This is a genomic window from Chloracidobacterium validum (genome assembly GCF_018304825.1).
In the GTDB taxonomy this organism is placed as follows: Bacteria; Acidobacteriota; Blastocatellia; order Chloracidobacteriales; family Chloracidobacteriaceae; genus Chloracidobacterium; species Chloracidobacterium validum.
The window spans coordinates 416,383-440,724 of sequence record NZ_CP072648.1 but is presented as its reverse complement, the minus strand read 5'-3'; the positions used below and the strand labels follow the sequence as shown (position 1 = coordinate 440,724).

Annotated in this window: 18 protein-coding genes and 5 tRNA genes; 4 read left to right on the top strand and 19 right to left on the bottom strand. The window is 59.4% G+C overall.

Annotated elements, in window-relative coordinates; genetic code table 11:
- Nucleotides 1–37: 37 nt before the first annotated feature.
- The 13 genes from rpoB to J8C06_RS01785 form a co-directional block, all read right to left on the bottom strand.
- Nucleotides 38–4,480: a DNA-directed RNA polymerase subunit beta gene (gene rpoB, locus J8C06_RS01845; RefSeq protein WP_211429098.1), complete on the bottom strand. Its 4,443-nt coding sequence runs from the start codon at nt 4,478–4,480 to the stop codon at nt 38–40.
- A 429-nt stretch (nt 4,481–4,909) separates the two neighbouring features.
- The gene (gene rplL, locus J8C06_RS01840) at nt 4,910–5,302 is read right to left on the bottom strand and encodes a 50S ribosomal protein L7/L12 (RefSeq protein WP_211429097.1); all 393 of its coding nucleotides are present in this window, start codon (nt 5,300–5,302) and stop codon (nt 4,910–4,912) included.
- A gap of 168 nt (nt 5,303–5,470) precedes the next feature.
- Nucleotides 5,471–5,989: a 50S ribosomal protein L10 gene (rplJ, locus tag J8C06_RS01835; protein ID WP_211429096.1), complete on the bottom strand. Its 519-nt coding sequence runs from the start codon at nt 5,987–5,989 to the stop codon at nt 5,471–5,473.
- An 83-nt stretch (nt 5,990–6,072) separates the two neighbouring features.
- Nucleotides 6,073–6,768, bottom strand: coding sequence for a 50S ribosomal protein L1 (gene rplA, locus J8C06_RS01830; protein ID WP_211429095.1), 696 nt, complete (start codon nt 6,766–6,768; stop codon nt 6,073–6,075).
- Between the two features lie 71 nt (nt 6,769–6,839).
- On the bottom strand, nt 6,840–7,265 hold the full coding sequence (gene rplK / locus J8C06_RS01825; protein WP_211429094.1) for a 50S ribosomal protein L11: 426 nt from the start codon (nt 7,263–7,265) through the stop codon (nt 6,840–6,842).
- A 68-nt stretch (nt 7,266–7,333) separates the two neighbouring features.
- Nucleotides 7,334–7,897, bottom strand: a complete 564-nt coding sequence (nusG, locus tag J8C06_RS01820) for a transcription termination/antitermination protein NusG (RefSeq protein WP_211429093.1) — start codon at nt 7,895–7,897, stop codon at nt 7,334–7,336.
- A 52-nt stretch (nt 7,898–7,949) separates the two neighbouring features.
- Nucleotides 7,950–8,252 (bottom strand): preprotein translocase subunit SecE, encoded by a 303-nt coding sequence (gene secE, locus J8C06_RS15110; RefSeq protein WP_246602061.1) that lies wholly within the window; start codon nt 8,250–8,252, stop codon nt 7,950–7,952.
- Between the two features lie 11 nt (nt 8,253–8,263).
- A tRNA-Trp gene (locus J8C06_RS01810) sits at nt 8,264–8,339 on the bottom strand.
- A 16-nt stretch (nt 8,340–8,355) separates the two neighbouring features.
- A complete protein-coding gene (gene tuf, locus J8C06_RS01805; RefSeq protein ID WP_211429092.1) occupies nt 8,356–9,543 on the bottom strand; it encodes an elongation factor Tu in 1,188 nt (395 codons plus the stop codon).
- 89 nt (nt 9,544–9,632) lie between these two features.
- A tRNA-Thr gene (locus J8C06_RS01800) sits at nt 9,633–9,705 on the bottom strand.
- A 5-nt stretch (nt 9,706–9,710) separates the two neighbouring features.
- Nucleotides 9,711–9,785, bottom strand: a tRNA-Gly gene (locus J8C06_RS01795).
- A gap of 12 nt (nt 9,786–9,797) precedes the next feature.
- Nucleotides 9,798–9,884, bottom strand: a tRNA-Tyr gene (locus tag J8C06_RS01790).
- A 17-nt stretch (nt 9,885–9,901) separates the two neighbouring features.
- Nucleotides 9,902–9,974 (bottom strand) — tRNA-Thr (locus J8C06_RS01785).
- 237 nt (nt 9,975–10,211) lie between these two features.
- Here J8C06_RS01785 and J8C06_RS01780 point away from each other — a divergent pair.
- Nucleotides 10,212–10,421, top strand: a complete 210-nt coding sequence (locus J8C06_RS01780; protein WP_211429091.1) for a hypothetical protein — start codon at nt 10,212–10,214, stop codon at nt 10,419–10,421.
- A gap of 27 nt (nt 10,422–10,448) precedes the next feature.
- Here J8C06_RS01780 and J8C06_RS01775 read toward each other — a convergent pair whose 3' ends face one another.
- The 5 genes from J8C06_RS01775 to J8C06_RS01755 all read right to left on the bottom strand — a co-directional run bounded on the left by J8C06_RS01775 (nt 10,449) and on the right by J8C06_RS01755 (nt 16,850).
- Entirely contained in the window at nt 10,449–11,096 is a 648-nt protein-coding gene (locus tag J8C06_RS01775; RefSeq protein ID WP_211429090.1) for an MBL fold metallo-hydrolase, read from the bottom strand.
- A complete protein-coding gene (locus tag J8C06_RS01770) occupies nt 11,093–11,800 on the bottom strand; it encodes a Fic family protein (RefSeq protein WP_211429089.1) in 708 nt (235 codons plus the stop codon). The genes J8C06_RS01775 and J8C06_RS01770 overlap by 4 nt, the downstream gene beginning before the upstream one ends.
- A 14-nt stretch (nt 11,801–11,814) precedes the next feature.
- On the bottom strand, nt 11,815–14,925 hold the full coding sequence (locus J8C06_RS01765) for an efflux RND transporter permease subunit (RefSeq protein ID WP_211429088.1): 3,111 nt from the start codon (nt 14,923–14,925) through the stop codon (nt 11,815–11,817).
- Nucleotides 14,926–14,927: 2 nt separating this feature from the next.
- Nucleotides 14,928–16,349 (bottom strand): efflux RND transporter periplasmic adaptor subunit, encoded by a 1,422-nt coding sequence (locus J8C06_RS01760; protein ID WP_211429087.1) that lies wholly within the window; start codon nt 16,347–16,349, stop codon nt 14,928–14,930.
- 84 nt (nt 16,350–16,433) lie between these two features.
- A complete protein-coding gene (locus J8C06_RS01755) occupies nt 16,434–16,850 on the bottom strand; it encodes a hypothetical protein (protein ID WP_211429086.1) in 417 nt (138 codons plus the stop codon).
- 162 nt (nt 16,851–17,012) lie between these two features.
- On the opposite strand from J8C06_RS01755, the gene J8C06_RS01750 reads away from it, so the two are divergent.
- The 3 genes from J8C06_RS01750 (at nt 17,013) to J8C06_RS01740 (ending at nt 22,913) form a co-directional block, all read left to right on the top strand.
- A complete protein-coding gene (locus tag J8C06_RS01750; protein ID WP_211429085.1) occupies nt 17,013–18,863 on the top strand; it encodes a bifunctional homocysteine S-methyltransferase/methylenetetrahydrofolate reductase in 1,851 nt (616 codons plus the stop codon).
- A gap of 84 nt (nt 18,864–18,947) precedes the next feature.
- Nucleotides 18,948–21,104 carry a spermidine synthase family protein gene (locus tag J8C06_RS01745; protein ID WP_211429084.1) on the top strand — a complete coding sequence of 719 codons (2,157 nt, stop codon included), beginning with the start codon at nt 18,948–18,950 and terminating at the stop codon, nt 21,102–21,104.
- 39 nt (nt 21,105–21,143) lie between these two features.
- Nucleotides 21,144–22,913 carry an alpha/beta hydrolase gene (locus tag J8C06_RS01740; RefSeq protein WP_211429083.1) on the top strand — a complete coding sequence of 590 codons (1,770 nt, stop codon included), beginning with the start codon at nt 21,144–21,146 and terminating at the stop codon, nt 22,911–22,913.
- Between the two features lie 26 nt (nt 22,914–22,939).
- Here J8C06_RS01740 and J8C06_RS01735 read toward each other — a convergent pair whose 3' ends face one another.
- Complete coding sequence (locus tag J8C06_RS01735; RefSeq protein WP_211429082.1) at nt 22,940–24,340, bottom strand: inorganic phosphate transporter; 1,401 nt, start codon at nt 24,338–24,340, stop codon at nt 22,940–22,942.
- Nucleotides 24,341–24,342 lie beyond the last annotated feature (2 nt).

Sequence of the window (24,342 nt, the reverse complement as noted above, 5' to 3'; positions counted from 1 at the left end):
GCCAGAACGCATCCGCACCGCCACGGGTTGACCGTCCTCAGCGATGCGATACCGCCGCGCCTGACTCAGCAGAAGTCCCGTCTGACTCGTCCGAGCGCTTGACGAGTTCAACGTCCAGACACAGCGACTGTAGCTCACGAACCAACACGTTGAAGGATTCTGGAACGCCAGGATCGAAATCGGTTTCCCCTTTGACGATGGCCTCATAGCTCTTCGAGCGCCCGGCCACGTCATCGGACTTCGCCGTGAGGAGTTCCTGGAGAATGTGCGCCGCGCCATAGGCTTCAAGCGCCCAGACTTCCATTTCTCCAAACCGCTGACCGCCAAACTGCGCCTTGCCACCCAGCGGTTGCTGGGTGATGAGCGAATATGGCCCAATCGAGCGAGCATGAATCTTGTCGTCCACGAGGTGGGACAACTTGAGCATGTAGATGTAGCCAACCGTGACCAACTGTTCGAACGGCTCACCGGTCATCCCATCGTAAAGCACCGTCTTGCCCGACTGGTTGATCATCGGCAGCTCGCCGCGCGACTCCCGCAGCGCCGCCGCCTCGGCCAGCTTTTGCTTGACTTCGGCTTCGGACGCGCCATCAAAGACCGGCGTGGCAAATCGCACGCCCAGCACATGCGCCGCCCAACCTAGGTGCGTTTCGAGAATCTGCCCGACGTTCATCCGCGATGGCACGCCCAGCGGATTGAGCACGATTTCCACCGGCCGCCCATCCGGGAGGTAGGGCATATCCTCTTCGGCCAGAATCTGCGCAATGACGCCCTTGTTGCCGTGCCGGCCGGCCATCTTGTCACCCACTGAGAGCTTGCGCTTCATGGCGACGAAGACCTTGACCATCTTGATGACGCCCGGCGGCAACTCGTCGCCGCGCTTGAGCTTTTCAACTTTTTCCTCGTGAAGCTTCTGCAAGATGCTGAACTGCCGCTTGGTGAAGTCTTCGAGTTCCTTGATTTCGGCCGCGACATCAATCTTCGGATTCTGAAGCTCGATTTTTTTGAGCGTCGCCAAGTCAAGCGTCTTCAGAAAGTCGAGCGTCAGCACTTCCCCTTTGCCCAGCACCGCGCGCTTGTTGACGAGCACATCCTTGGCGACTTTTTGCCCCTCGAGGATTTCATAAATCCGCTTGTTGCGTTCGTCTTCAAGAATGCGCCGTTCGTCATCGAGGTTTTTGCGCAGGCGACTTTCTTCTTCTTCTTCGATGGCGAGCGACCGTTTGCACTTTTCCTGTCCCTTGCGGGTAAAAATCTTGACGTCAACAACCGTCCCCTCGATGCCCGGCGGGCAGGTCAGTGACGCATCGCGCACGTCGCCGGCCTTTTCACCAAAAATGGCGCGAAGAAGCTTTTCCTCAGCCGTAAGCTGCGTTTCGCCCTTGGGCGTGACCTTGCCGACCAGAATCGAACCCGGCTTGACGCGCGCCCCAATGCGAATGATCCCAGACTCATCCAAGTCACGCAGGCTGGACTCTGAGACATTGGGAATATCGCGGGTGATTTCTTCAGGACCGAGTTTTGTGTCACGAGCTTCAATCTCAAGCTCTTCGATGTGGATCGAGGTGTAGGCGTCTTCCTGGACGAGCTTTTGTGAAATCAGGATGGCGTCTTCAAAGTTGTATCCACGCCAGGGCATGAAGGCCACCAGGACGTTGCGCCCCAGCGCCAGTTCCCCCTGGTCAGTGCACGGCCCGTCTGCCAGCACATCGCCTTTTTTGACCCGCTGCCCAACGCGGACGATTGGTTTCTGGTTGATGCAGGTGCTCTGGTTGGAACGGCGGAACTTGACCAACTGGTAAATATCGGCGGTCACTTCACGGGAGAGCGTGCCCGGCTGCTTGGTATCCACGCGAATGATGATGCGCTCAGAATCAACGCTATCCACGATGCCATCCCGGCGCGCAATGACCACCGCCCCGGAATCCTGCGCCGTCACACGCTCCATGCCGGTGCCGATGAGCGGGGCTTCAGCGCGCAGGAGGGGCACGGCCTGCCGCTGCATGTTTGCCCCCATCAGCGCCCGGTTGGCGTCGTCATGCTCCAAAAAAGGCACGAGCGCGGCAGCCACCGACACAAGCTGTTTGGGCGACACATCCATGAACTGGATATCGTGACGTGACACTTCCCGGAAATCCCCGGTCTTGCGGGATGATACTCGCTCATCCACGATTTCGAGCTTGTCGTTCAGGTGGATATTCGCCTGCCCAATCGTATGTTTATCTTCTTCCCAGGCCGACAGGTAGAAGGGATAGGCTTCATACTCGGCCGGCTTTTGACCGGGCGCCAGCGCCGCGTTGGCGGCCTCGGCGTCGGCCAGCGGCAGGTGCGTCCCGGGCCGCAGCGCCGTATCCCCGCCATTGGTAATGCGGACGTACTCAATCACCCGCCCATTTTCCACCTTGCGGTAGGGCGACTCGATAAAGCCAAACTCATTGATCCGCGCAAAACACGATAGCGATGAAATCAAGCCGATGTTGGGACCTTCCGGCGTTTCAATCGGGCAAATGCGGCCGTAGTGCGTCGGGTGAACGTCCCGTACCTCGAAGCCCGCCCGCTCGCGCGACAGCCCACCGGGGCCAAGCGCCGAAAGCCGCCGCTTGTGTGTGATTTCTGACAGCGGGTTGGTCTGGTCCATGAACTGCGAAAGCTGCGATGAGCCAAAAAACTCGCGTACCGCCGCCATGACGGGCTTGGCATTGACTAGGTCGCGCGGCATGGCTTGTTGCATTTCCTGGTGAATGGACATCTTTTCCTTGATCGCCCGCTCCATGCGCACCAACCCCAAACGAAACTGGTTCTCGAGCAGCTCGCCCACGGCGCGCACCCGCCGATTGCCCAAGTGGTCAATGTCATCGGCGTCGTAGTTCATCTCGCGTCCATCTGGGCCAATGGCACGCCCCTTGCGGAGCTTGAGCAAATAGGTGATGACATCCACAAAATCCTTTGACGAAAGGGTTTGCTGATCCAGGTTGGCCCGTTCGGGATGCCCCATCTTGATGTTGAACTTGAGGCGACCCACGCGCGAGAAGTCGAATTTTCGAGCGTCAAAGAACATCCCGTGGAACAGATTCCACGCCGTGATGACAGTGGGCGGATCACCCGGACGCATCTTGCGATAAATTTCTAGAAGTGCGTCCACGGGCCGGCGAATGGTGTCTTTCTTGAGCGTTTGCTGGAGAATTGTCCCAATGTCGTCGCGCTCTGGGAAGTACATCTCAAAGCTTTCGACGTTCGCGGCAAACAGCTTCTCGTACTCGCGCGCGGTCAGCTCCGTGCCGGACTCAATCACAACCTCGCCAGTCGCGGCGTCCACTACATCAGACAGGGCCACCGCGCCGGGCAAGTCTGGCGTGTTCACTGGAATCATTGTCACGCCGGCTTCACGGAACGTGCTCAGGTGCTTCGGGAGAACCTTCTGCCCTGGACGCAGCAATACCTCGCCGGTTTCGGGATGCTTGACGCCGTTCGTCAGGCGCAGGTCCAGCAGGAGCGGATTCACCGGGAACCACAGCACGCCATCCCGAATTTCGATATTGGCCACGTTGTAAAACTGCCGGAGGATTTCTACATCGGCGCAGGTCGTCGCCTTGATACGTTCTTCAATTTGCGCGTCGGTATAATCGCCCCGCTCGATGCCTTCCAAGTCGAGCTTCTGAATGAGCGCCAGCGCGCGCAGAAAGATGGTCGCTAGAAACTTCCGCTTTCGGTCAATCCGAACGTAAAGCAGATTTTTCTGGTCATACTCAAACTCAACCCACGACCCGCGGTATGGGATGACTTTTGCCAAATAGGTCGGTGATTTTTCAAAAAATACGCCTGGGCTGCGGTGAAGCTGCGAAACGATGACACGCTCGGTCCCGTTGATGATGAACGTTCCGTTGTCGGTCATGAGCGGAATGTCGCCAAAATAGACATCTTCATCGAGGAAGTTACGCAAGCTGCGTTGTCCAGTTTCCTCGTCTTTGTCCCAGAGCGTCAGGCGGATCTTGACCTTGAGCGGAACGGCATAGGTCATGCCGCGCTCTTGGCACTCACGCACTTCATATTTGTGCTTGAGTCCAACGGGCTCGCCGCACACGTCACAAGTCGTGACGATATTTTTGTTGGCGGCGCCGCAGGCGTGACAAATCACATCCTCACCTGACAGCGGATCGACTTGAATCACCGCACCACAGTTATGACAGTTTGAGCGAAGAAACTGCAAACCTTCGTTTTTACCGCACTTGCACTTCCACTCACCGATCGAGTATTCGACGAAGCTCAACTGGGCCGTATCGCGGAAATCCTTGATGGGAAATACTGATTTGAAAACCGCCTGAAGACCGATGTTTTCACGCTCTTCGGGCAACTTGTCCATTTGTAAGAAGCGATAGTAAGACTCGCGTTGAACCTCAATCAGGTTCGGAATGCGAATCGCCGTCTTGATCTTTGAGAAATCGTGACGCGCTTGCGTCTCCTTACCATTACGCGACGACATAAGCCAGAGACGAGCCTTTCCGCATCAGGAATGAAAACGATGCCAGCGGGCACGTAACACCTTGCCCGCCACCAATGCGTCCACCTGATACGAGTGAGATAGAGGGGAGCCAAAAAGAGACTTGTTCAGCGAAGAGATCCGGGGAGAGGGTAAACTACGACGAGGGCTGGCTTGTATGCTCATACAAGCAAGTGACAACACGATACTCAAATGACAAGACAATGTCACTCGTGTGTATTCAGCAAAGTAAGCTAGGTAGCGCCCTTAACTGGCCAAAGCACACCCGGCTGGTGGAAAACCAAGCTAGCCAAAGAGGTCGAAACTACGTTTCGACCTCTGGCGATTCGTAGATAAAAGGTTCACCATCCGCCCAGACTCAGCTTGAGGATGGTGAAGACTTGTATCACCCGGACAGTAGTGATCGCCCACCTACTTGATTTCAACCGACGCACCGGCATCGGTCAATTTGGCCTTGATGGCTTCGGCTTCGGCCTTTGGAATGCCACTCTTGACTGGCTTGGGCGCGCCATCCACGAGGTCTTTGGCTTCCTTGAGACCAAGCGAGGTAATTTCTCTAACCACCTTGATGACATTGATCTTGTTTCCACCGGCCGCGGTGAGAATCACATCAAACTCGTCTTTGGCTTCCTCGGCTGGGGCGGCTGGCGCGCCGGCCGCCGCGCCGCCGGCCGCCGGCATGGCCACGGCCGCAGCGGCGGCTGACACGCCGAACTTCGCTTCCATCAGCTTGACAAGCTCAGCCGCTTCCAACAAGGTCAGTGAGCCAATTTGATCAACAATGGCCGTCAACTTCTCCGACATGGTCGTTCCTACCTTTCTGAACTAGAACGTGAAATCACAAGATGTATTTGTTTTCCGCCGAGCCTTTGCCTGCTCACCACTCAGCACTGGTTGGCATCAGGGCCTCACGCTTGCGTCAACGGCTCGCGCACTGAGAGTAACGCTCACGGCGCAACGCAACCGTGAATATCACTCGGCCTTTTGGTCGCGCACCTGAGCCGTCACCACTGCCACATTCCGAGCGACGCCGCTCGTCACAGAGGCAATCCGCTGTGCCCCGGAGTTGACCAAGAACATGATCCGGGAGAGCAACTCCTCACGAGACGGCATGTTGGCCAAGGCCTCGACATCGCCCTCCGCGATGGCGCTCCCATCCACAACGCCTGCCTTGAAAGCAAACTGTTGATAGTCCTTGAATAGCTTGACGAGCAATTTCGCCGCGCCGACCGGGTCTTCGGGCGCAAGCGCCACGGCGGTTGGCCCCCTAAACTTGTCGCCTAACTGTTCCAGGACGGTTCCCTTGGCGGCCCGGCGAGCCAGGGTGTTTTTGACGACGTGGTAGCCCACCCCAGCGCGACGCAACTCATTCCGCAGCGCCGTGTCAGCCTGCACGGTCATCCCCTGAAAGCCAACGAGAAACGCATGGCGAGTCCCTTGGAAGGCCACTGCCAACTGTTCTACTTCCGACATTTTCTCTTGTCGCGTCATCTTTTCCTCAACTCAACTCTCACGCCCGGCAGGCCACACTTGCTTCAGGGCAGCGCCAAGAGCGTTCATTCAAAGTAGTTTGGTTAGCCCTGATACTCTGTCGGGGCGAGCGGCACGGCGGGACCCATCGTCGAACCACAGTAAGCCGCTCGCACATACCTTCCCTTGCTTGCCGAGGGCTTGGCGCGCAGCACGGCATCAATCAGGGTGCGAATGTTTTCGATGAGTTTTTCTTCAGAGAAGGAGACGCGCCCAACCGGAACATGCACCACGCCGGTTTTATCCACCCGGAACTCGACCTTGCCGGCCTTGACTTCCTGCACTGCCTTGCCCACTTCAAACGTTACCGTTCCGGTCTTTGGATTCGGCATCAGCCCACGCGGACCGAGCACCTTGCCCAGCGTCCCGACTGACTTCATCATATCCGGCGTGGCAATCAGAACATCAAAGTCGAGCCAACCGCCTTTGATGCGCTCCACAAACTCCTCGCCGCCGACTTCGTCGGCACCAACCCCACGCGCCTCCGCCTGCTTTTCACCAGAGGCGATCACGACGACCCGCTTCGTTTTCCCAAGACCGTTTGGCAGAACGACGGTTCCGCGCACCATCTGGTCCGCTTTGCGCGGATCAACGCCCAGCACCATCGTAACCTCAACCGTCTCGTCAAACTTTGCGAAGGCCATCCGCTTGATGAGCGGCACTGCCTCAACCAAGGTGTAGAGGCGCTCTGGCTCGATCTGGGCCAGTGCTGCCCGATACTTCTTCCCCATTCGTCCCATGTGTGTCTCCTTTCAGGTGCAAACGCGACAGGCCGGTCGCTCCCCGAATGCCGTTGACGCCTTGGTAGCGCCTATTCCACCACCTCAAGCCCCATGCTGCGGGCCGTACCTTTGACCGACTGGATAGCGGACTCCAGCGAAGCGCAGTTCATGTCCGGCATTTTTGTTTCCGCAATCTGGCGCACTTGCGCCATCGTCAACTTTCCAATCCGCTCACGCCCTGGACGCGCCGCGCCGCTGGTAATCCCCAGTGTCTTTTTGATGAGGTCTGGCACCGGGGGTGTCTTGGTCACAAATGTGAATGATTTGTCGGCATAGACGGTAATAACGACTGGGATTTTGAGATCACCCATGTCGGTCGTCCGAGCATTGAACTGCTTGCAGAACTCCATGATGTTGACCCCGTGCTGACCTAGCGCGGGACCAATCGGCGGGGCCGGGTTCGCTTTTCCGGCCTGCACTTGAAGCTTGATATATGCCGTAACTTTCTTTGCCATATCTTTCGCCTACGGGACGACTTGGTGTAGCTGTCGGCAGCACAACGCCCTTGCAGCTCAACAAGTGTCTAGGATTCTGTGAAGTTGGGTTTCTCAACGCCGAGAAAGTCGAGTTCAACCGGTGTCGCCCGGCCGAAGATCGTCACCATAACTTTTAGCGTGTTGCGCTCGACGTTGATTTCTTCAACCACACCCGTAAAACCCGTAAAAGGGCCACTGATGATGCGCACCGTCTCACCGGTCGAAAACAGGACCTTTGGCTTAGGGTGATCGGTGGTTTCGGTAACGTGGTTGATGATTTGATTGACTTCTTCCTCAGTGAGCGCGGTTGGCTTCTGTCCACCGATGAAACTTGTGACTTTGGGGGTGTTTTTGATGGTATGCCACACCCGCTCGGACATCTCCCCTGTCGTGTCGTCGGTTTCGATCTGGACAAGAACATAGCCCGGGAAAATCATCCGCGAAGTTTCAACGCGCTTATTGCCACGCATTTCGACGACCGTTTCAGATGGAATGAGGACTTCCGTCACTTCGTCTTCCATACCATAGGCTCTGAGGCGCGTCTGGAGGCTTTCGCGCACTTTTTTCTCATGGCCTGAGTATGTGTGAATGATGTACCAGCGTTTTGCCATAAACCGTCTCAGCCATCGCGCGCTTGGGTCACACGCTTTGGGTTGCGCATCCCTAGGCCAACCACTTCAAAAAGGCGTCGAGGATGCGTGCCACCACGACATCCACGCCCCATAAAAAGAAACCAAAGAATGTGACGATGCCGATCACGACCAGTGTCGTATCATAGACCTCTTTCCGCGTCGGCCAGGTCACCTGCTTCAGCTCGTCTCGTGTATCGCGCAGAAACTGCACCGAAGACGACCACCAGCCAGTTAGCTTTGAAACCGAGGCAGTTGGCTTGTCCGCCGGCGCAGTCACTGTTTCGGAAGCTCGTTCCATGAAGTACCCCGAACACTGCTTGACTTCAGTGTTCATTCAAACTGGATTGGCAGGGGTAACAGGACTCGAACCCGTACTTTCGGTTTTGGAGACCGACGTGCTAACCATTGACACCATACCCCTACAGAACCCAAACAGCCTATTCGATGATTTCGGAAATCGTGCCAGCGCCCACCGTCCGGCTTCCTTCCCGAATCGCAAACCGCAGCCCCTTCTCCATCGCAATCGGCGTTATCAACTCCACCGCCAACGCCACGTTGTCCCCCGGCATCACCATCTCCACCCCATCCGGCAGCTCCGCCACCCCAGTCACGTCCGTCGTCCGAAAGTAAAACTGTGGCCGATACCCCTTGAAAAATGGCGTGTGCCGCCCACCTTCCTCCTTCGTCAACACGTACACCTCTGCCTTGAACTTCGTGTGCGGCGTAATCGTCCCAGGCTTCGCTATCACCTGCCCCCGCTCGATGTCCCGCCGATCCACGCCCCGCAGCAGCAACCCTACGTTGTCCCCGGCCTGCCCCTGATCCAGCAGCTTCCGGAACATCTCCACCCCGGTCACCACCGTCTTGCGCGTCTCCCGAATCCCAACCACCTCAACCTCGTCCGACACCTTCACGACCCCGCGCTCCACGCGCCCCGTCGCCACCGTCCCACGCCCAGATATCGAAAACACATCCTCCACAGGCATCAAAAACGGCTTGTCAATGTCCCGCACCGGCGTCGGAATGTAGTTGTCCACCGCCGCCATCAGCTCCTCAATCTTTTCCTCCCACTTCGCTTCCCCGTTCAGTCCACCCAGGGCGCTCCCCCGAATCACCGGAATGTCATCCCCAGGAAAGTCATACTTCGACAACAACTCCCGCACTTCCAACTCCACCAAGTCCAGCAACTCCGCGTCATCCACCATGTCGCACTTGTTCATGAACACCACCATCGCCGGCACCCCAACCTGCCGCGCCAGCAAAATGTGTTCCCGCGTCTGGGGCATCGGCCCGTCCGTCGCCGCCACCACCAAAATCGCCCCATCCATCTGCGCCGCCCCCGTGATCATGTTCTTGATGTAGTCCGCATGCCCAGGGCAGTCCACGTGCGCATAGTGCCGCGTCGCCGTCTCATACTCCACGTGCGCCGTGTTGATCGTAATCCCACGCGCTTTCTCCTCCGGCGCCGCATCTATCTGGTCGTAGCTCTTCTTCTGCACCTTCGGATTCCGCTTCGCCAACACCGTCGTAATCGCTGCCGTCAACGTCGTCTTCCCGTGATCCACGTGTCCAATCGTCCCAATGTTGACGTGCGTTTTACTCCGATCGAATTTCTCCTTTGACATGTCAAGACCTCAATGAATAACCGCGCGAGTTGCCGCGAAAAATAGTGCGTCGTCCACCAGCGAGGTGGACGGCGCGCGAAAATCACAAGAGCCCATAACCGGACTTGAACCGGTGACCTCTTCCTTACCAAGGAAGTGCTCTACCGACTGAGCTATATGGGCGTGGATGGAGCGGGAGACGAGATTCGAACTCGCGACCAACGGCTTGGAAGGCCGTGACTCTACCACTGAGTTACTCCCGCTCAGGTCCAAGCTGGTGCAGGGGACAGGATTCGAACCTGTGAACTCACTCGGAGGGCAGATTTACAGTCTGCTGCCATTGACCGCTCGGCCACCCCTGCAACGATCCTTTCTGAAGAGCCGGCGATGGGACTCGAACCCGCGACCTACTGATTACAAGTCAGTTGCTCTACCAACTGAGCTACGCCGGCATAAACCTCCTCGGTGCCCTGCACCATAATTTCCCAGAAAAGCACGGATGATAGCACAGGCTTCACAAAGCGCAATGACTTTCTTTTCCCATGCGCCGGGCTGACTTGTCTAGTCCTCTCTAATCATGTAATAATGTTAACACTTTGCGAAACCTGACCACTTGGCGGCTGAACCGGCGCGTTCTTCAGTTGCCACACCATCAACCCTCACGACGTTACACCTTGGAGGCTGAGCCTATGTCCCCTCTTCGGATTGGATTACTCAGTGTTGCGATTCTTCTGGCCATTGTTGGTGCTTGGCTTTATATGAGCCAGGCCTCGTCAACCGAAACCTACAAGTTTTGGATTGCTGTTGCCTGCTTCGTTGCCGCTGGTGGATCAGTGTTGGGCTTCTTCCTGACCAAACCGGAGGAGCGCGCTGAAGATATCAGCATTACGAAATTCTAGTCCGCTGCCAGCGTAGCGAGCGATGACTCACAGGGACGGCCTCCACGGGATGCGTCCGCCCAGGAATGGGTTGTCGTTCAACTCACGGGCGACGGTGGTTGACGGCCCGTGGCCTGGGTGAATGCGATAGTGTTCACCGAGTGTCACAATGCGGTCTTCAATTGAGCGGATGAGCGTTGGTCCATCACCACCTGGTAAGTCCACCCGCCCAACCGATGAAGCAAACAAACAATCGCCCACCCAAGCATCGGCTTCGTTATAAAGCATCACGTGTCCGGGCGAATGTCCGGGCACGTGCCGTACGTTGACTTGTTCCCGTCCAAAGGTCAGCACATCGCCATCTTTCAAAAACACATCCACTGGTGGCGCGTCTTCCAGATCAAAGCCAAACCAAGAACCCTGTTCCGGTAACTGCGTGTAGAGGAAGTCATCCGCTGGATGCAGATGAATCGGCGCTCCGGTCATGGCTTTGAGCGCCCCGGCACTCCAGAAATGGTCAAGGTGAGCGTGTGAGACGACAATGCGCACGACCTCCAACCGCTCCGCGCGAATGGCATCGGCGATGACCTCGAATTCTTCTCCCGGATCAATTACCAGCGTTTGGCGGGTCTGCTCGCAAATCAAAAAGTAGGTATGCGCCTGAAACGCTCCGGTCGTTACGTGAAAAAATCTCACGGATGCTCCTCCTGCTTGGCTTCAATCTGGGCATAGGTCGCTAGCAGCCACCGCGCAAAAAGTTCCAAGCTCGGCTGTGTAATCATTTGAAAAGCATACCCAATGGCGGCCTGGTAAGCGGCTTGCTCCTGAGCGACTGGTATCAGCGGCGGCAACCCAGCGCGCAAAACATAAAAACTCGACAGCAGACGTACAAGCAAATTACTGTGCGCGGCAAAAGGCTGTAAGTCCAACAAGCGCAGGTGAAACAGTCCGGCTTGCTCAACTGGATGGAGTTCGGCAAAGGCATCCGTCGTGAACCAGTCGAGCGTCATATCCAGCAACAGCGGCACGGCGGTCGGGGCGGCTGGCTGGTGGCTTTCGACCTGCGGGCAACCTGCCTCCACGCGCCACACCGGAGCCTCCGCTGCACCGCCCACCAACGTTTGGTAGGCATGGGTTAGATCAGCGCGGGTGAGCGCATCGCGCTCCTCTTTCGCTACTGCCGTTGCCCGCGCCAGGAGCCACCGCGCAACGTCTTCCACCGCCACCACCGGCGGGGGTGGCGGTTCATAGGCCAGCAACGCTTCCACCCACATAGGTAGCAATCGCTCACCGGCAACCTGGATGACTTCGGCCGGGTGGGCGCGTTGGGCGGTTTCGAGCTGCTTGGCCCAGTTTGAGGATGGACGGTAAGAATCGTTGTAGATTGGCAGTTCAGCCACGGTTATCAGCCTTCCTAAGTAGCATTCGTGTTCCTCGTCTCCATCCACTCGTACAGGGACGGGAGGATGAGCAGGGTCAACACGGTAGCTGTCACTAACCCGCCAATGACGACCGTGGCAAGCGGTCGCTGCACTTCCGCTCCGGCCGAGGTGGCCGTCGCCATCGGCAGAAACCCAAGACTGGCGACAAGCGCCGTCGTCAACACCGGACGGACGCGCGTCAGCGCTCCCTGGCGTACCGCCTGCGCAACCGGCAGGCCTTCCCGGCGCAGGTTCATGATGGCCGAAACCAACACCAACCCGTTGAGGACGGCTACTCCGAAGAGCGCAATGAAGCCCACCCCGGCCGAAATCGAGAAGGGCATTCCGCGCAGCGCCAAGGCTGCCACGCCGCCCACGGCCGCAAATGGCACGCCGGTAAACACCACCGCCGCCGCGCGAACTTGCCCAAACGAGGCGTAAAGCAGCGCGTAAATCAACAGCAGAACAACCGGAACGACCACCGCCAGCCGCGCCGCCGCGCGCTGTAGATTCTCGAACTGCCCGCCAAACACCATTTGGTAGCCGGGCGGGAGCGCGACATGTTGCCGCAGGTGTGTCTGGGCCTCGGCGACGAAGCCTCCCAAGTCGCGGCCGCGCACGTTGCACTCGACCACGATGCGTCGCCGTCCGTGCTCACGCGACACCTGGGCCGGGCCTTCCACAACGGTCACGTCGGCCACGGCAGTCAACGGCACGCGAACACCCGTCGGCGTCAGCAACGGCAGCGCCTTGAGCATCTCCAGGCTGCGTCCGCTTGCCTCATCCAACCGAACCACCAACGGAAATCGCCTTTCGCCTTCGTAAACGAGACCCACCTCGCGCCCAACCACCAGGGTCTCGACCAGCAAGTTGATGTCTTCCACCCGCAGGCCGTACCGCGCCAGCGCCGCACGATCGGGACGAACCTGAATCTGAGGCGTCCCGGCAATCGTTTCCAGTTTGACATCGGCCGCGCCTGGAACACGCGCGAGCGCTTGGGCGACTTGCTCGGCGCGGCTGCGCAGGATGTCCAGGTCATCGCCAAAAATCTTGACGGCCACATCCGATTTGGCCCCGGAGATCAGTTCTGAGACGCGCAGTTCAATCGGCTGACTGAAACTGAACCGCGCTTCTGGAATCTTCGCCCTGAGCGCGGCATCCATGGCGGCAATCAGCGCTTCGCGGGTGCGCGCCGTCTTCCACTCGCCTGGCGGCTTCAGCCCAATGTACATGTCGCCCAGCTCGATCCCCATTGGGTCGGTGGCAATCTCGGCGCTGCCATTTTTGGTGACGACTTTCGTCACTTCAGGGAACGTCAGCAGCACTTGCTCGGCTTCGGTCGCCGTGCGCACCGCTTCGGCCACCGACACACTCGGCAGGCGCTGAATCTGAACGGCCAGTGCGCCTTCCTCCAAGCGTGGAATGAACTCGGCCCCTAGGGCAAAAACGCCCACGCCCGCCAGCACGACCAGCCCACCGGACAGCGCCGTGGCTTGGGGGCGCTGCCGTCGGACAACGTCAAACGCGGGAACATAGATTCGCTTGGCCTGCCGAATCAGCCACGCCTCGCGTTCCCGCACTCGCCCGCGCAACACAAAGACCAGCATGGCCGGCACATAGGTCAGCGACAGGACGGCGGCGCTTCCCAACGCGCACATGACCGTCAACGCCATGGGCGCGAACATCTTGCCCTCAATCCCACGCAGCACCAGCAGCGGCACGTACACCAGGGCAATGATGATTTCGCCAAACATCGTCGCCCGGCGGACTTCACTACAGGCAGCAACAACGACTTGTTGCCGTTCGGTCAGCGTCAAGACCCGCCCCACGTCGTGCTGTCGCTCGGCCACGCGCCGGATGCTGCTTTCGGTCAAAATCACCGCGCCGTCCACGATGAGACCGAAATCAATCGCGCCCAGGCTCATGAGATTGCCGGAGAGACCCAACGCCTGCATGCCGATCGCCGCACCCAGCATCGAGAGCGGAATGACCGTGGCGACCAGCAGCGCCGACGGCCAATGACCGAGGAGCAGCACGAGGATGCCAATGACAATCAGCGCCCCTTCGGTCAGATTCCAGATCACAGTGCGGATCGTCCGCCCCACGAGTTCGGCGCGGTCGTAAAACGGCACGATGTGAACGCCCGGCGGCAGGGTGGCGGCAATGTCATCCAACCGTTCGGCGACGGCCTGGGTGACGGTTCGCGCATTTGCGCCCTTGAGCATGAGCACAATCCCGCACACGGTTTCGCCCTGGCCGTCGGCCGTGACCGCTCCTTGGCGCACGGCCGGTGGGGCGCAGACGACCTCCCCCAAGTCACGGACAAAGACCGGGACGCCATCCCGCCCCGTCGTCACGACGGTCTGCTCCAAATCCTCGACCGACTGCGCCAAGCCCAGTCCCCGCAGCAGGTACTGCTCCTGGGCGCGCACAATCGCCCCGCCGCTGACATTGGCATTGCCGGCGGCAACGGCATCCATGACTTCGCGCAGCGTCAGCCTGTAGGCCTGAAGCTTGACCGGATCAAGACGAACTTGGTACTGCTTGGCCAGCCCGCCATAACTGTTGACCTCGGCCACGCCGGGCGTTCCGAGGAGTTGCCGACGCACAATCCAGTCCTGAATGGCGCGTAAACTCATGGCGTCGTGTCCGCTGTCAGGGGCGCCGCGTAACTCGTACTGGTACACCTCGCCGAGTCCGGTCGTAATTGGACCCAGCAGCGGAGTTCCGCTGCCGGGCGGGATTTGCTCCCGGGCCGCTGCCAGTCGCTCAAACACCAACTGGCGCGCGCGGTAAATGTCCACGTCGTCATCGAAGACGACCGTGACGGCCGACAGTCCAAACTTTGACAGTGAGCGAACTTCCTCGACGCCGACCAGTCCGGCCAGGGCCGTCTCAACTGGAAATGTGACTTGGCGTTCGATTTCCAGCGGGGTCAGCGCCGGGGCGGACGTGAGCACTTGCACTTGGTTGTTGGTGACATCGGGCACCGCGTCAATCGGCAACCGCCGGAACGCATCCAGTCCGGCGACAACTAACAAGCCGACGCCGATGAGCATCAGCAGTGGATGCTTCGCTGAGAAGCGGAGTATGCGGTCGAGCATGGCTAGTCTCCTTCGGCCGCCAGGCCCGCCAGTTGCGTTTTGAGCGCCAGCCCACCTTTGACCACCACGCGCTCGCCAAGGGTCAGCCCGCTGCGAACCAGGACGGACTCTCCCTGCGCGTCGCCAAGCTCAACTTCACGAACCGTGAACTGGTGGGGATTGTCTCCGGCGACAAACACGACCGTGTGCGCCCCGATCCGCTGAACGGCAGCCACCGGCACGACGAGTTGCGGCGTGGGGGTGGAGGACAAAAAAGCCACCTCGACAAACATCCCAGAGCGCAGCCGTTCGCCTGGATTTGGCACTTCGATGCGCACCCGGGCCGTACGGGTATCGGCGTTGACTTGCGCTTCGACAAACGCGACCTGTCCGCGCAACGTCTGTTCGCCGAGCGCCGGAGCGCGTACCGTCACGGCCTGTCCAATCCGAATTTGCCCAAGCTGGGCTTCGGGTACGGCCGCCATCACCCAAACCGTCCGCAAATCGGCAACGGTCAGCAGCGCCGTGCCGGCCGGAACAAAGGCACCGACGTTGATCGTCCGTTCCGTCACTAGCCCGGCCAGCGGGGCAACGAGCTGGATTTCTCCGGCCGGGTGTACCGTGTCATCTGTTGGGCTCGCCTTCCCGCCAAGCGCTGCAAGTTGCTCACTCAGATGCTTGACCTCAACGGTTGCAGTCTCCAGGGCCGCACGGGCTTCGCGCAGATCGCGCTCCAATCCGACGACGCGCTGAAAGTCATACTCGGCCTTGGCCGCGGCATAGGCGGCTTCAGCATCCTGCAGCTCCTGCCGCGAAATGACCCCAGCCTCAAACAACTGCTTCAACCGCTCAAACGCGGCTTCCGTTTGGTTGAGGCGCGTACGGGACTGAACCAAGGCCACACGGCTTTCCTCGCGCTCGACCCGTTGGACTTGGCGAGCAGCAATATCGCGGCGGGTTTCGGCGTCGTGCAGACGCACGTGCAACTCGGCGATCTCCGGGCTATCGAGCACGGCCACCGGTTGTCCGGCGCGAACGCGCGTTCCCTGCTGAACCAAAACTTGTTTTACGCGCCCAGAAACCAACGGTGTCACGGTGACGATGGTCTGGGGGTTGAGTTCGACCGTTCCCGTCACCTGAAGGCTGGTTGTGAGTGCCTCCTGGCGAACCGGTTCGAGGGCAATATCGTCAAGTGACGCCAGCTCAACCACGGCCTTGGTAACCGCCGCTGGTGGCGTGGACGTTGCCGGCGGCGATGCGACGTCGGTTGAACGGCGGGCGCGCAGCCAGAGTCCACCGGCAGCGGCGATGACAACCAATATCCCAACCGTCACGGCCCAAGCTTTCCGGCCGCCAACGCCACGTGGCGCAACGCTGGGCGGCGGAACCACCAATTCAACTTCATTCTGAGCCGGCAAGACGTCCGGCTTGGCTTCGACTGTCATAACCACGCTCCTGACCAATCTGTTGATACATGGCAAGGCTGCGCGCCCGTTTCTGGGCACGCGACCGATGACATTCGCAAGTGGTCAGGTCAGTCGTGGCGGATGAAAGATGGCTCCGATGGAGAGGCGCGTGTAGGGCGAGGGAAGTGCGTGTGTCCGAACCACCCACAGCGGGTGCGATTGGCGCGGCGGAAGGGCAAAAGGAGCCGGCTTGAGCAGCGATGACGTATTCCAAAAACAGGAATGAGCAAGGGCGGATTTGTCGGCGAGGCTGTCCGGCGTGGACGGCAAAGCAACGACTAGCGAGGCATCAAGCGGCGCTTCAGACGGGACGGCGACCACGGCCGGCACGGCGCAACCAAAGAGTTCACCGGCGGCATACTGCGGGCAGAGCAAATGCACGACACACAAATCAAGGAAGAGCCAACCCAGAAAGAGCCAGCCAAAGCTTTGTCGCCAACCAAGACGGGTCAACTGAAGCCAGAAGTCGTGCGCCCGCATGACCATCGCGTTCCTTTCACTGTTGCTAACCTAGTACGCGCTGGCAGGTAGGTCAAGTTCGCCGATTGGTTGCATTGCCCGCCCTAATTCCCGACAATCGAGGTCTCAAGCCCAGACCAAACCCTTGCCCGACTCTCATTGGCCATTTCTGTTTTCACGCTCATGAAAGCTCTGAAACCCTTCCGTGAACTCCTTGCTGCCGGTGGCATCCATGTCTTTGACGGGGCGATGGGCACGCTGCTGTATGCCAAGGGTGTCTATGTCAATCGCTGCTATGACGAGATCTCGCTTTCCAATCCATCCCTGGTGCAGGAAGTTCACCGTGAATACGCCAAAGCCGGCGCAGAAATCGTCCAGACCAATACGTTTGGGGCCAACCGTCCGAAGCTGGAAGCCCATGGCTTTCAGGATCGCATTCAGGAAATCAACTACAAGTCGGCCAAGCTGGCGCGGGAAGCCGTTGGAGCAAGCGTTTATGTCGCCGGTTCGATTGGGCCGCTCGGCATTCGGATCGAGCCGTGGGGACCGACGTCGTTTGATGAAGCCAAGGCCTTTTTCCGGGAACAAGCAGAAGCCTTGCTAGACGGTGGCGTGGACCTCATCGTTCTCGAAACGTTTACTGATCTCACCGAAATCCGCCAGGCGCTGGCTGCCGTACGCGAACTCGCGCCAGACCTCCCGGTGGTTGCCCAAATGACCGTTGGCGAAGATGGCATGACCGGTTATGGGACGGCTCCAGAAACCTTCACGAAACGGCTGGATGAATGGGGCGCGGATGTCATCGGGCTGAACTGTAGCGTCGGGCCCAAGCCCATGCTCGAAGCCATCGAGCGCATGGCGGCGCTGACGGAAAAACCGCTGTCAGCCCAGCCCAACGCCGGGATGCCGCAGGACTTGCACGGACGCAAAATTTACCTTTGCTCGCCAGAATACATGGCGAAATATGCCCGGCGCTTGATTCAGGCCGGTGTCCGGTTGATCGGTGGCTGCTGTGGGACGACGCCCGAACACATCAAGACCTTGACGGCGGCAGTGCGGGCGCTGTCGCCGGCCAAGCGTGTCGAACCCGTCATCAGCGTTGCCGAAACCAAGCTCCCGGACGTGCGCATCACTCCGCCGGAGGAAAAATCTCGCTTCGCGCGAAAGATTGTCCAGCGTGAGTTCGTCACCAGTGTGGAAATCGTCCCACCGCGTGGGTGCGACCCAACGAAAATGCTGGAAGGCGTGCGATTGCTCAAGGAAGCCGGGGTTGACGCGGTCAATGTCCCGGATGGTCCGCGCGCGCAGTCGCGCATGGGCGCCATTGCCACGTCGCTCATCATCGAGCAACAAGTCGGCATCGAAACCGTAACGCACTACTGCTGCCGCGACCGCAATCTGCTCGGCATGACCTCGGACCTGCTCGGCGCGGCCGGACTCGGACTGCGGAACATCCTCATCATCACCGGCGACCCTCCCAAAATGGGACCCTATCCAGACGCCACCGCCGTCTTCGACATTGATTCCATCGGGCTGACCAACATGGTCAAACGGCTCAACCTTGGCCTTGACTTGGGCGGCAATGCGATTGGTCAGCCGACATCGTACTTTATCGGCGTCGGCGTCAACCCCTGCGCGGTTGATCTGGATTACGAAATCCGGCGCTTTGAGTACAAGGTCGAAGCTGGCGCGGAGTTCGCCATTACCCAGCCGATTTTCGACGTGGCGATGTTTCGCGCCTTCCTCAAGCGCATCGAGCACTGCCGGATTCCAATTATTGCCGGTATCTGGCCGCTGACGAGTTATCGAAACGCGGAGTTTCTCAGCAACGAAGTCCCCGGCGTCGTGGTTTCGCCGGAGATTCTGGAACGCATGCGCTGCGCCAACACATCCCCGGAAGCCGGACAGCGCGAGGGGCTGGCCATAGCTCGTGAAATGCTGGCCGAAGTCCGCGACATCGTGCAGGGGGTCCAGGTGAGCGCGCCATTTGGGCGTGTCGCCTATGCGCTGGAAGTGTTTGAGGCGCTGCGCTAACAAGACACCTGCCAGCCGGTGGCACCGAAGCCGCGCCGACCATACCTTTGCGCTGGCTACTCACTTTGGAGGCAATCTGCATCCATGACGCGCGCTCACAACCCAGTTCCCAGTTGGGCCGCGGGACGGTCGCCGCTGACGCTGGGGGTGGCTACCTTTGCCATACTCGCGCTCGAGCTGGCGATCATTCGCTGGACTGGCTCGCAAATACGTATCTTTGCTTACTTCGCCAACCTAGTCTTGATTGCCGCTTTTCTTGGCATGGGGCTTGGCGTGGCGCTGGGGCGAAAGCATCCAGCGTTGTTCAAGTGGTTTTTCCCGACGCTGTTTGTCCTGGCCGGACTCTTGACTTTGGCTGAACACATTGGGCTGATGCACCTGAGCTTCCCCGATCCGGCGATTAGTTTGTGGGGCGCCGAGTTTGGAACGAGAAACCTCCTTGGGTTCACATTTGCGGTCAGCGTCGTGCTTGGGCTGTTTTGGCTCATCGCGTTGGTCTTTTTGTTTGCGGCGATACCGGTCGGCTGGTGGTTTGAGACGATGCCGCCGCTGCGGGCCTATGCCATTGACTTGATTGGATCGTTACTTGGCGTCGTGGCCATGACGGCCGTGGCAGCCTGGCATTTGCCACCATTGGCTTGGCTGGCGCTGGGCGTCTTGCCACTGGCATACATTGAGCGAAGTCGGTGGCTGATCGCTGGCTTCGCCGCCGTGGCGTTGGCCGGATGGTCGCACCAGGGGGCTTATTTCTCGCCCTACAACCGGATTGATGTCAAAAGCGACTTGGAACTGCCGGAGGAGTTGCCGGCGCAACCCGGTGCGCCAGAGTATCGTCTCAGCGTCAACCGTGACTTCCATCAGTACTTGCTCAACCTCTCCGACTCGGCGGTGGACGCATCGCCAGAGCATTCAACACGCCCCGCCGTACAGGCCGCGTATGAGATTCCATTCCGGCTCGCCCCTAGCGCGCAACGGGCGCTGGTGCTTGGCGCCGGCACCGGCAATGACGTGGCGGCGGCGCTGCGCGTCGGTTTCAGCCATGTCACCTGTGTCGAAATTGACCCAGTGATTCTCCACTTGGGACGCGCCTTGCACCCCGAACAACCCTACGCCAACCCGCGGGTCCGACTCATCAACAATGACGCGCGGGCTTACTTCGAGCAAAACACATCTGACCAGTACGACGTGGTCTGTTACGGACTGGTGGACTCGCACGCCATGTTTTCGGCCATGTCCACGCTGCGCCTAGACAATTATCTTTACACCGTCGAAGGTCTGCGTTCGGGTTGGCAGCATGTGGCGCCGGGCGGCATCTTATCGGTGTCATTCTCCGCCGCCGCCGGGCCGTGGATTGTCGAACGCCTCAACAACCTCATGACCGAAGCCACCGGTCTCGCGCCGGTTGTGATTGCGCACGGTTACAACCATGGGGTGACTTTTCTCGTTGGGCCAAACGTAACCCAGGCCGGCGTCCAGTCACGATTGGTGTTCCCGACCTACGCTTTCGCTCCCAACCCAGCCATTCGGACGCCAACCGATGACTGGCCGTTTCTCTATCTGCGGCCCGGAGCGACACCCTACGCCTACTTGGTCGTGATTGGGCTGCTCCTGGTCACCGCCGCCTATGGCATCCGCCGCGTTTTCGGTAAGGAACTGCTCACCGGCCAACGCTTTGATTGGCCGCTCTTTCTGATGGGCGCGGCATTTCTCTTGCTTGAAACCCGTATGGTCACGGAACTGAGCTTGCTTTTCGGCTCGACCTGGGTCGTCAACGCTTCGGTCTTTGCCGGCGTGCTCGTCATGGCCCTTGCCGCCAACACCTTTGTCCTGGTTCGTCCAGCGCCGGATGTGCGGCTTTGGTTCTTGCCGCTGTCGCTCTCGTTGGTGGCGATTTGGTGGTTTGGGGCCGGACTGCTCAACCAATTTCCCCTGGTGACACGGGGCATTTTGGGTGGATGTCTCTTTGCCCTTCCGGTGTTTTTTGCCGGTGTCGTTGTGTCCAATCTCCTCAAGCAAACCAGTCAGGCGTCAGCCGCGCTTGGCTCGAATATCCTGGGTGCTGTGGTCGGTGGCTGCCTGGAGTATCTCTCGATGTATGCCGGACTTGGCAAGATGACACTACTGGCGCTGGCACTCTACTTGGCGGCGTATCTCATGATCATCCGGCGTCAACGCGCCACCCCCGAAGAAGCGAAAGCGACGCCCCCGGCGTTCGCCACAGCTTTCCCGGCTGATGCCTGAAAATTCAGTGAAAATTCAGTACCGAGGAGTCAGCGCACCATGTTGGTTGCCCTGCGTCAGTCTGTTTTGATTCTGCTCTGCATCGGCTTGCCGTGGGCAGGGGCCGGTATGGCTGAACGCCGCCAAAAAGGCTCTGCCCGCCCGCTCGCCATTCGCATCACGTTTCCCAAGCCCCGGCTGAGCGCTCCTTGCGATGGGCGCTTGCTGTTGCTGATCTCAACCGACCCCAGCGCCGAACCGCGTTTCCAAATCAGCGAAGACCTCGACACCCAGCAGGTGTTTGGCATGGATGTCAACCACATCGAACCCGGCCAGGTCGTGACGTTCGACCCGCTGGCGGATGGCTACCCCACGCTGCGTCTGGCGGACATTCCACCTGGCGAGTACTACGTTCAGGCGTTGTTTCACCGCTACGAAACGTTCCGGCGCAGTGATGGCCATGTCGTGAAACTACCCATGGACCGCGGCGAAGGGCAGCAGTGGAATCGCGCGCCGGGCAACCTGCACAGCCAACCCCAGCGGGTTCGCCTTGACCCGCGCCAGGGTGGAACGCTGGCGCTGACGCTCGACCAGGAAATTCCCCCGATTCCGCCGCCACCGGACACGAAGTACATCAAGCACTTCAAAATCCGCAGCGAACTGCTCTCAAGGTTTTGGGGGCGTCCCATGGAGCTTGGAGCCTGTGTCTTGTTGCCAGAAGGTTTCGATGAAAACCCAGACTTGCGCTACCCCCTCTGCGTGTTTCACGGCCACTTCCCGTACACCTTCGATGGATTTCGGGAAACGCCGCCCGACCCTGACCTGAAGCCGGACTACAGCAAGCGGTTCAAGTTGGAAGGCTACAACCGGATTCAGCAGCAGGCGGCCTATGACTTTTACAAAACCTGGACCAGCCCGGACTTTCCGCGCCTGGTGATTGTCGAAATCCAGCACGCCAACCCCTATTACGACGACTCCTATGCGGTCAACTCGGCCAACCTCGGTCCTTATGGTGACGCCATCATGCGCGAGCTGATTCCTGAAGTCGAAAAACGCTTTCGGTGCATTGGGCAGGGTTGGGCGCGCTTCACCTATGGCGGCTCGACCGGTGGCTGGGAAGCCCTGGCGGCGCAGGTGTTCTACCCGGATGACTTCAACGGGTGCTTTGCTGCTTGTCCCGACCCGATTGACTTTCGCGCCTACACCACCGTCAACATCTATGAAGATGAGAACGCCTACACGTTCAACGGTCCCTGGAAAACGGTACGGCGTCCGGGCAAGCGGGACTACCTCGGCCATCTTCAATCCACCATCGAGCAAATGCACCAGTTGGAGCTGGCGCTTGGCTCAAACGGGCGCTCTGGTGGGCAGTGGGACATCTGGCAGGCCGTGTATTCACCCGTCGGCCCGGATGGCTACCCCAAGCCGATCTGGGACAGGCGCACCGGTGTGATTGACAAGTCGGTGGCAGCATACTGGCGCGAGCATTACGACTTGGGCGACATCCTGCGCCGCAACTGGAAGACCCTGGGACCGAAGCTACAGGGCAAGCTTCATATCTACTGCGGCGATATGGACAACTACTACCTCAACAATGCGGTGTACCTTGTCGAAGACTTCCTCAAGTCCACGACCGACCCACCGTACCAAGGTGAGGTGCAGTATGGCGACCGGGCCGAACATTGCTGGAATGGAGACCCGACCCGCCCGAACGCCCTGTCTCGACTGCGTTACAACGAAATGTACGTCCCCAAGATCATCGCTCGAATGCGGGCAACGGCTCCGCCAGGCTGGACCATGCGCAACGGTGGGTGGGAATTCAAGCCCTGATAGGCAACTCGCTCAGGCTGTCCAGCTCAGACGAAAAGCCAGGTGAAGAGCAGAAACAGCCCGCCGGAGAGAAAAATTGAGGCCGGCAAGGTCAGTACCCAGGCCGAAGCAATCTTGATGACCGTAGCCGACTGCAAGCCTGACCCTTTTGCCACCATCGTCCCGGCGACGCCGGATGACAGCACATGCGTCGTGCTGACCGGAAGCCCCAAATACGACGCCATCCCGATGCTCGACATGGCGACGAGTTCGGCGGATGCGCCCTGCCCGTAGGTGAGGTGGTCCTTGCCAATTTTTTCGCCGATGGTGATGACAATGCGCTTCCACCCAACCATCGTGCCGATGCCGAGTGAAAGCGCAATGGCGACCTTGACCCAGAAAGGCGCGAAATCGGTCAGCGTTTTGAGGGTGGCAGCGTCCTTTTTGAGCGCATCGACTTCGACCGGAGAGAATTTGGCCACGTCGGACTTGAGATTTTTCTTCACCAGGGCTTCCAGCTTGATGATGTCGGAACGAACATCCTTGCGTTGCTCGCGGGGAATTTCGCTGAGGGTTGCGCGACCGTCCACCATCCCCCACACCCGCGCCACGGCGGCCCGGAGCGCATCGGCTTCGGCTGGCGCAAGCCGGGCCGCAGCCCCGTCCAGGCGCGCTAACGATTGTTGCGCGGCCTCCATTTGCGCCACGTTGACCGACATGTCCAATGCAAACGACGCCGGCACGACGCCCGTCAGGATGAGCATGACCAGGCCGATGCCTTTCTGTCCGTCATTCGAGCCGTGGGCAAAACTCACGCCGGTACAAGTCAGAACCAGAATGGCGCGAATCCACAGCGGTGGCGGATTGTGCTCGTCTGGCTTTTCGTACAGCCGCTTGTCGGGAATCAGGTTCTTTGACAACAAGACCAATATCGCCGCCAAGGAAAAGCCGATGAGCGGCGACAGCAGGAGCGCCAAGCCGGTTTCCGATACCTTGCCCCAGTTGACGCCGTCCCCCAGGGTATGTCCGGGCAGCATCGAGTTGGCCAGTCCGACGCCCACAATCGCGCCAATCAAGGTGTGGGAGCTTGAAGCCGGCAGCCCAAAGTACCAGGTGCCCAGGTTCCAAATGATTGCCCCCAACAGCAGCGCCAGCACCATGGCGAGTCCGGCGCCGGTACTTTTTGAAATCAGCAACTCCACCGGCAACAGATAAACAATCCCCATGGCAACGGCGATGCCGCCGAAAAAGACGCCACAGAAGTTGCAGATACCCGACCACACCACGGCCGTCCACGGGCGAAGGGACTTTGTGTAAATCACCGTGGCAACGGCATTGGCCGTGTCGTGAAAGCCGTTGACGAACTCAAAGCCAAAGGCCACCGCCAGCGACACGAGGAGCAGCACGAGGGTGCCAAACGGGAGCGCCTCGCCAAACAATGCGTCCATAC

Coding starts and splice junctions, on each gene's coding strand:
- rpoB (WP_211429098.1), bottom strand. CDS start 4,480: ATGTCGTCGCGTAATGGTAAGGAGACGCAAGCGCGTCACGATTTCTCA.
- rplL (WP_211429097.1), bottom strand. CDS start 5,302: ATGTCGGAGAAGTTGACGGCCATTGTTGATCAAATTGGCTCACTGACC.
- rplJ (WP_211429096.1), bottom strand. CDS start 5,989: ATGACGCGACAAGAGAAAATGTCGGAAGTAGAACAGTTGGCAGTGGCC.
- rplA (WP_211429095.1), bottom strand. CDS start 6,768: ATGGGACGAATGGGGAAGAAGTATCGGGCAGCACTGGCCCAGATCGAG.
- rplK (WP_211429094.1), bottom strand. CDS start 7,265: ATGGCAAAGAAAGTTACGGCATATATCAAGCTTCAAGTGCAGGCCGGA.
- nusG (WP_211429093.1), bottom strand. CDS start 7,897: ATGGCAAAACGCTGGTACATCATTCACACATACTCAGGCCATGAGAAA.
- secE (WP_246602061.1), bottom strand. CDS start 8,252: ATGAACACTGAAGTCAAGCAGTGTTCGGGGTACTTCATGGAACGAGCT.
- tuf (WP_211429092.1), bottom strand. CDS start 9,543: ATGTCAAAGGAGAAATTCGATCGGAGTAAAACGCACGTCAACATTGGG.
- J8C06_RS01780 (WP_211429091.1), top strand. CDS start 10,212: ATGTCCCCTCTTCGGATTGGATTACTCAGTGTTGCGATTCTTCTGGCC.
- J8C06_RS01765 (WP_211429088.1), bottom strand. CDS start 14,925: ATGCTCGACCGCATACTCCGCTTCTCAGCGAAGCATCCACTGCTGATG.
- J8C06_RS01760 (WP_211429087.1), bottom strand. CDS start 16,349: ATGACAGTCGAAGCCAAGCCGGACGTCTTGCCGGCTCAGAATGAAGTT.
- J8C06_RS01755 (WP_211429086.1), bottom strand. CDS start 16,850: ATGCGGGCGCACGACTTCTGGCTTCAGTTGACCCGTCTTGGTTGGCGA.
- J8C06_RS01750 (WP_211429085.1), top strand. CDS start 17,013: ATGAAAGCTCTGAAACCCTTCCGTGAACTCCTTGCTGCCGGTGGCATC.
- J8C06_RS01745 (WP_211429084.1), top strand. CDS start 18,948: ATGACGCGCGCTCACAACCCAGTTCCCAGTTGGGCCGCGGGACGGTCG.
- J8C06_RS01740 (WP_211429083.1), top strand. CDS start 21,144: ATGTTGGTTGCCCTGCGTCAGTCTGTTTTGATTCTGCTCTGCATCGGC.
- J8C06_RS01735 (WP_211429082.1), bottom strand. CDS start 24,340: ATGGACGCATTGTTTGGCGAGGCGCTCCCGTTTGGCACCCTCGTGCTG.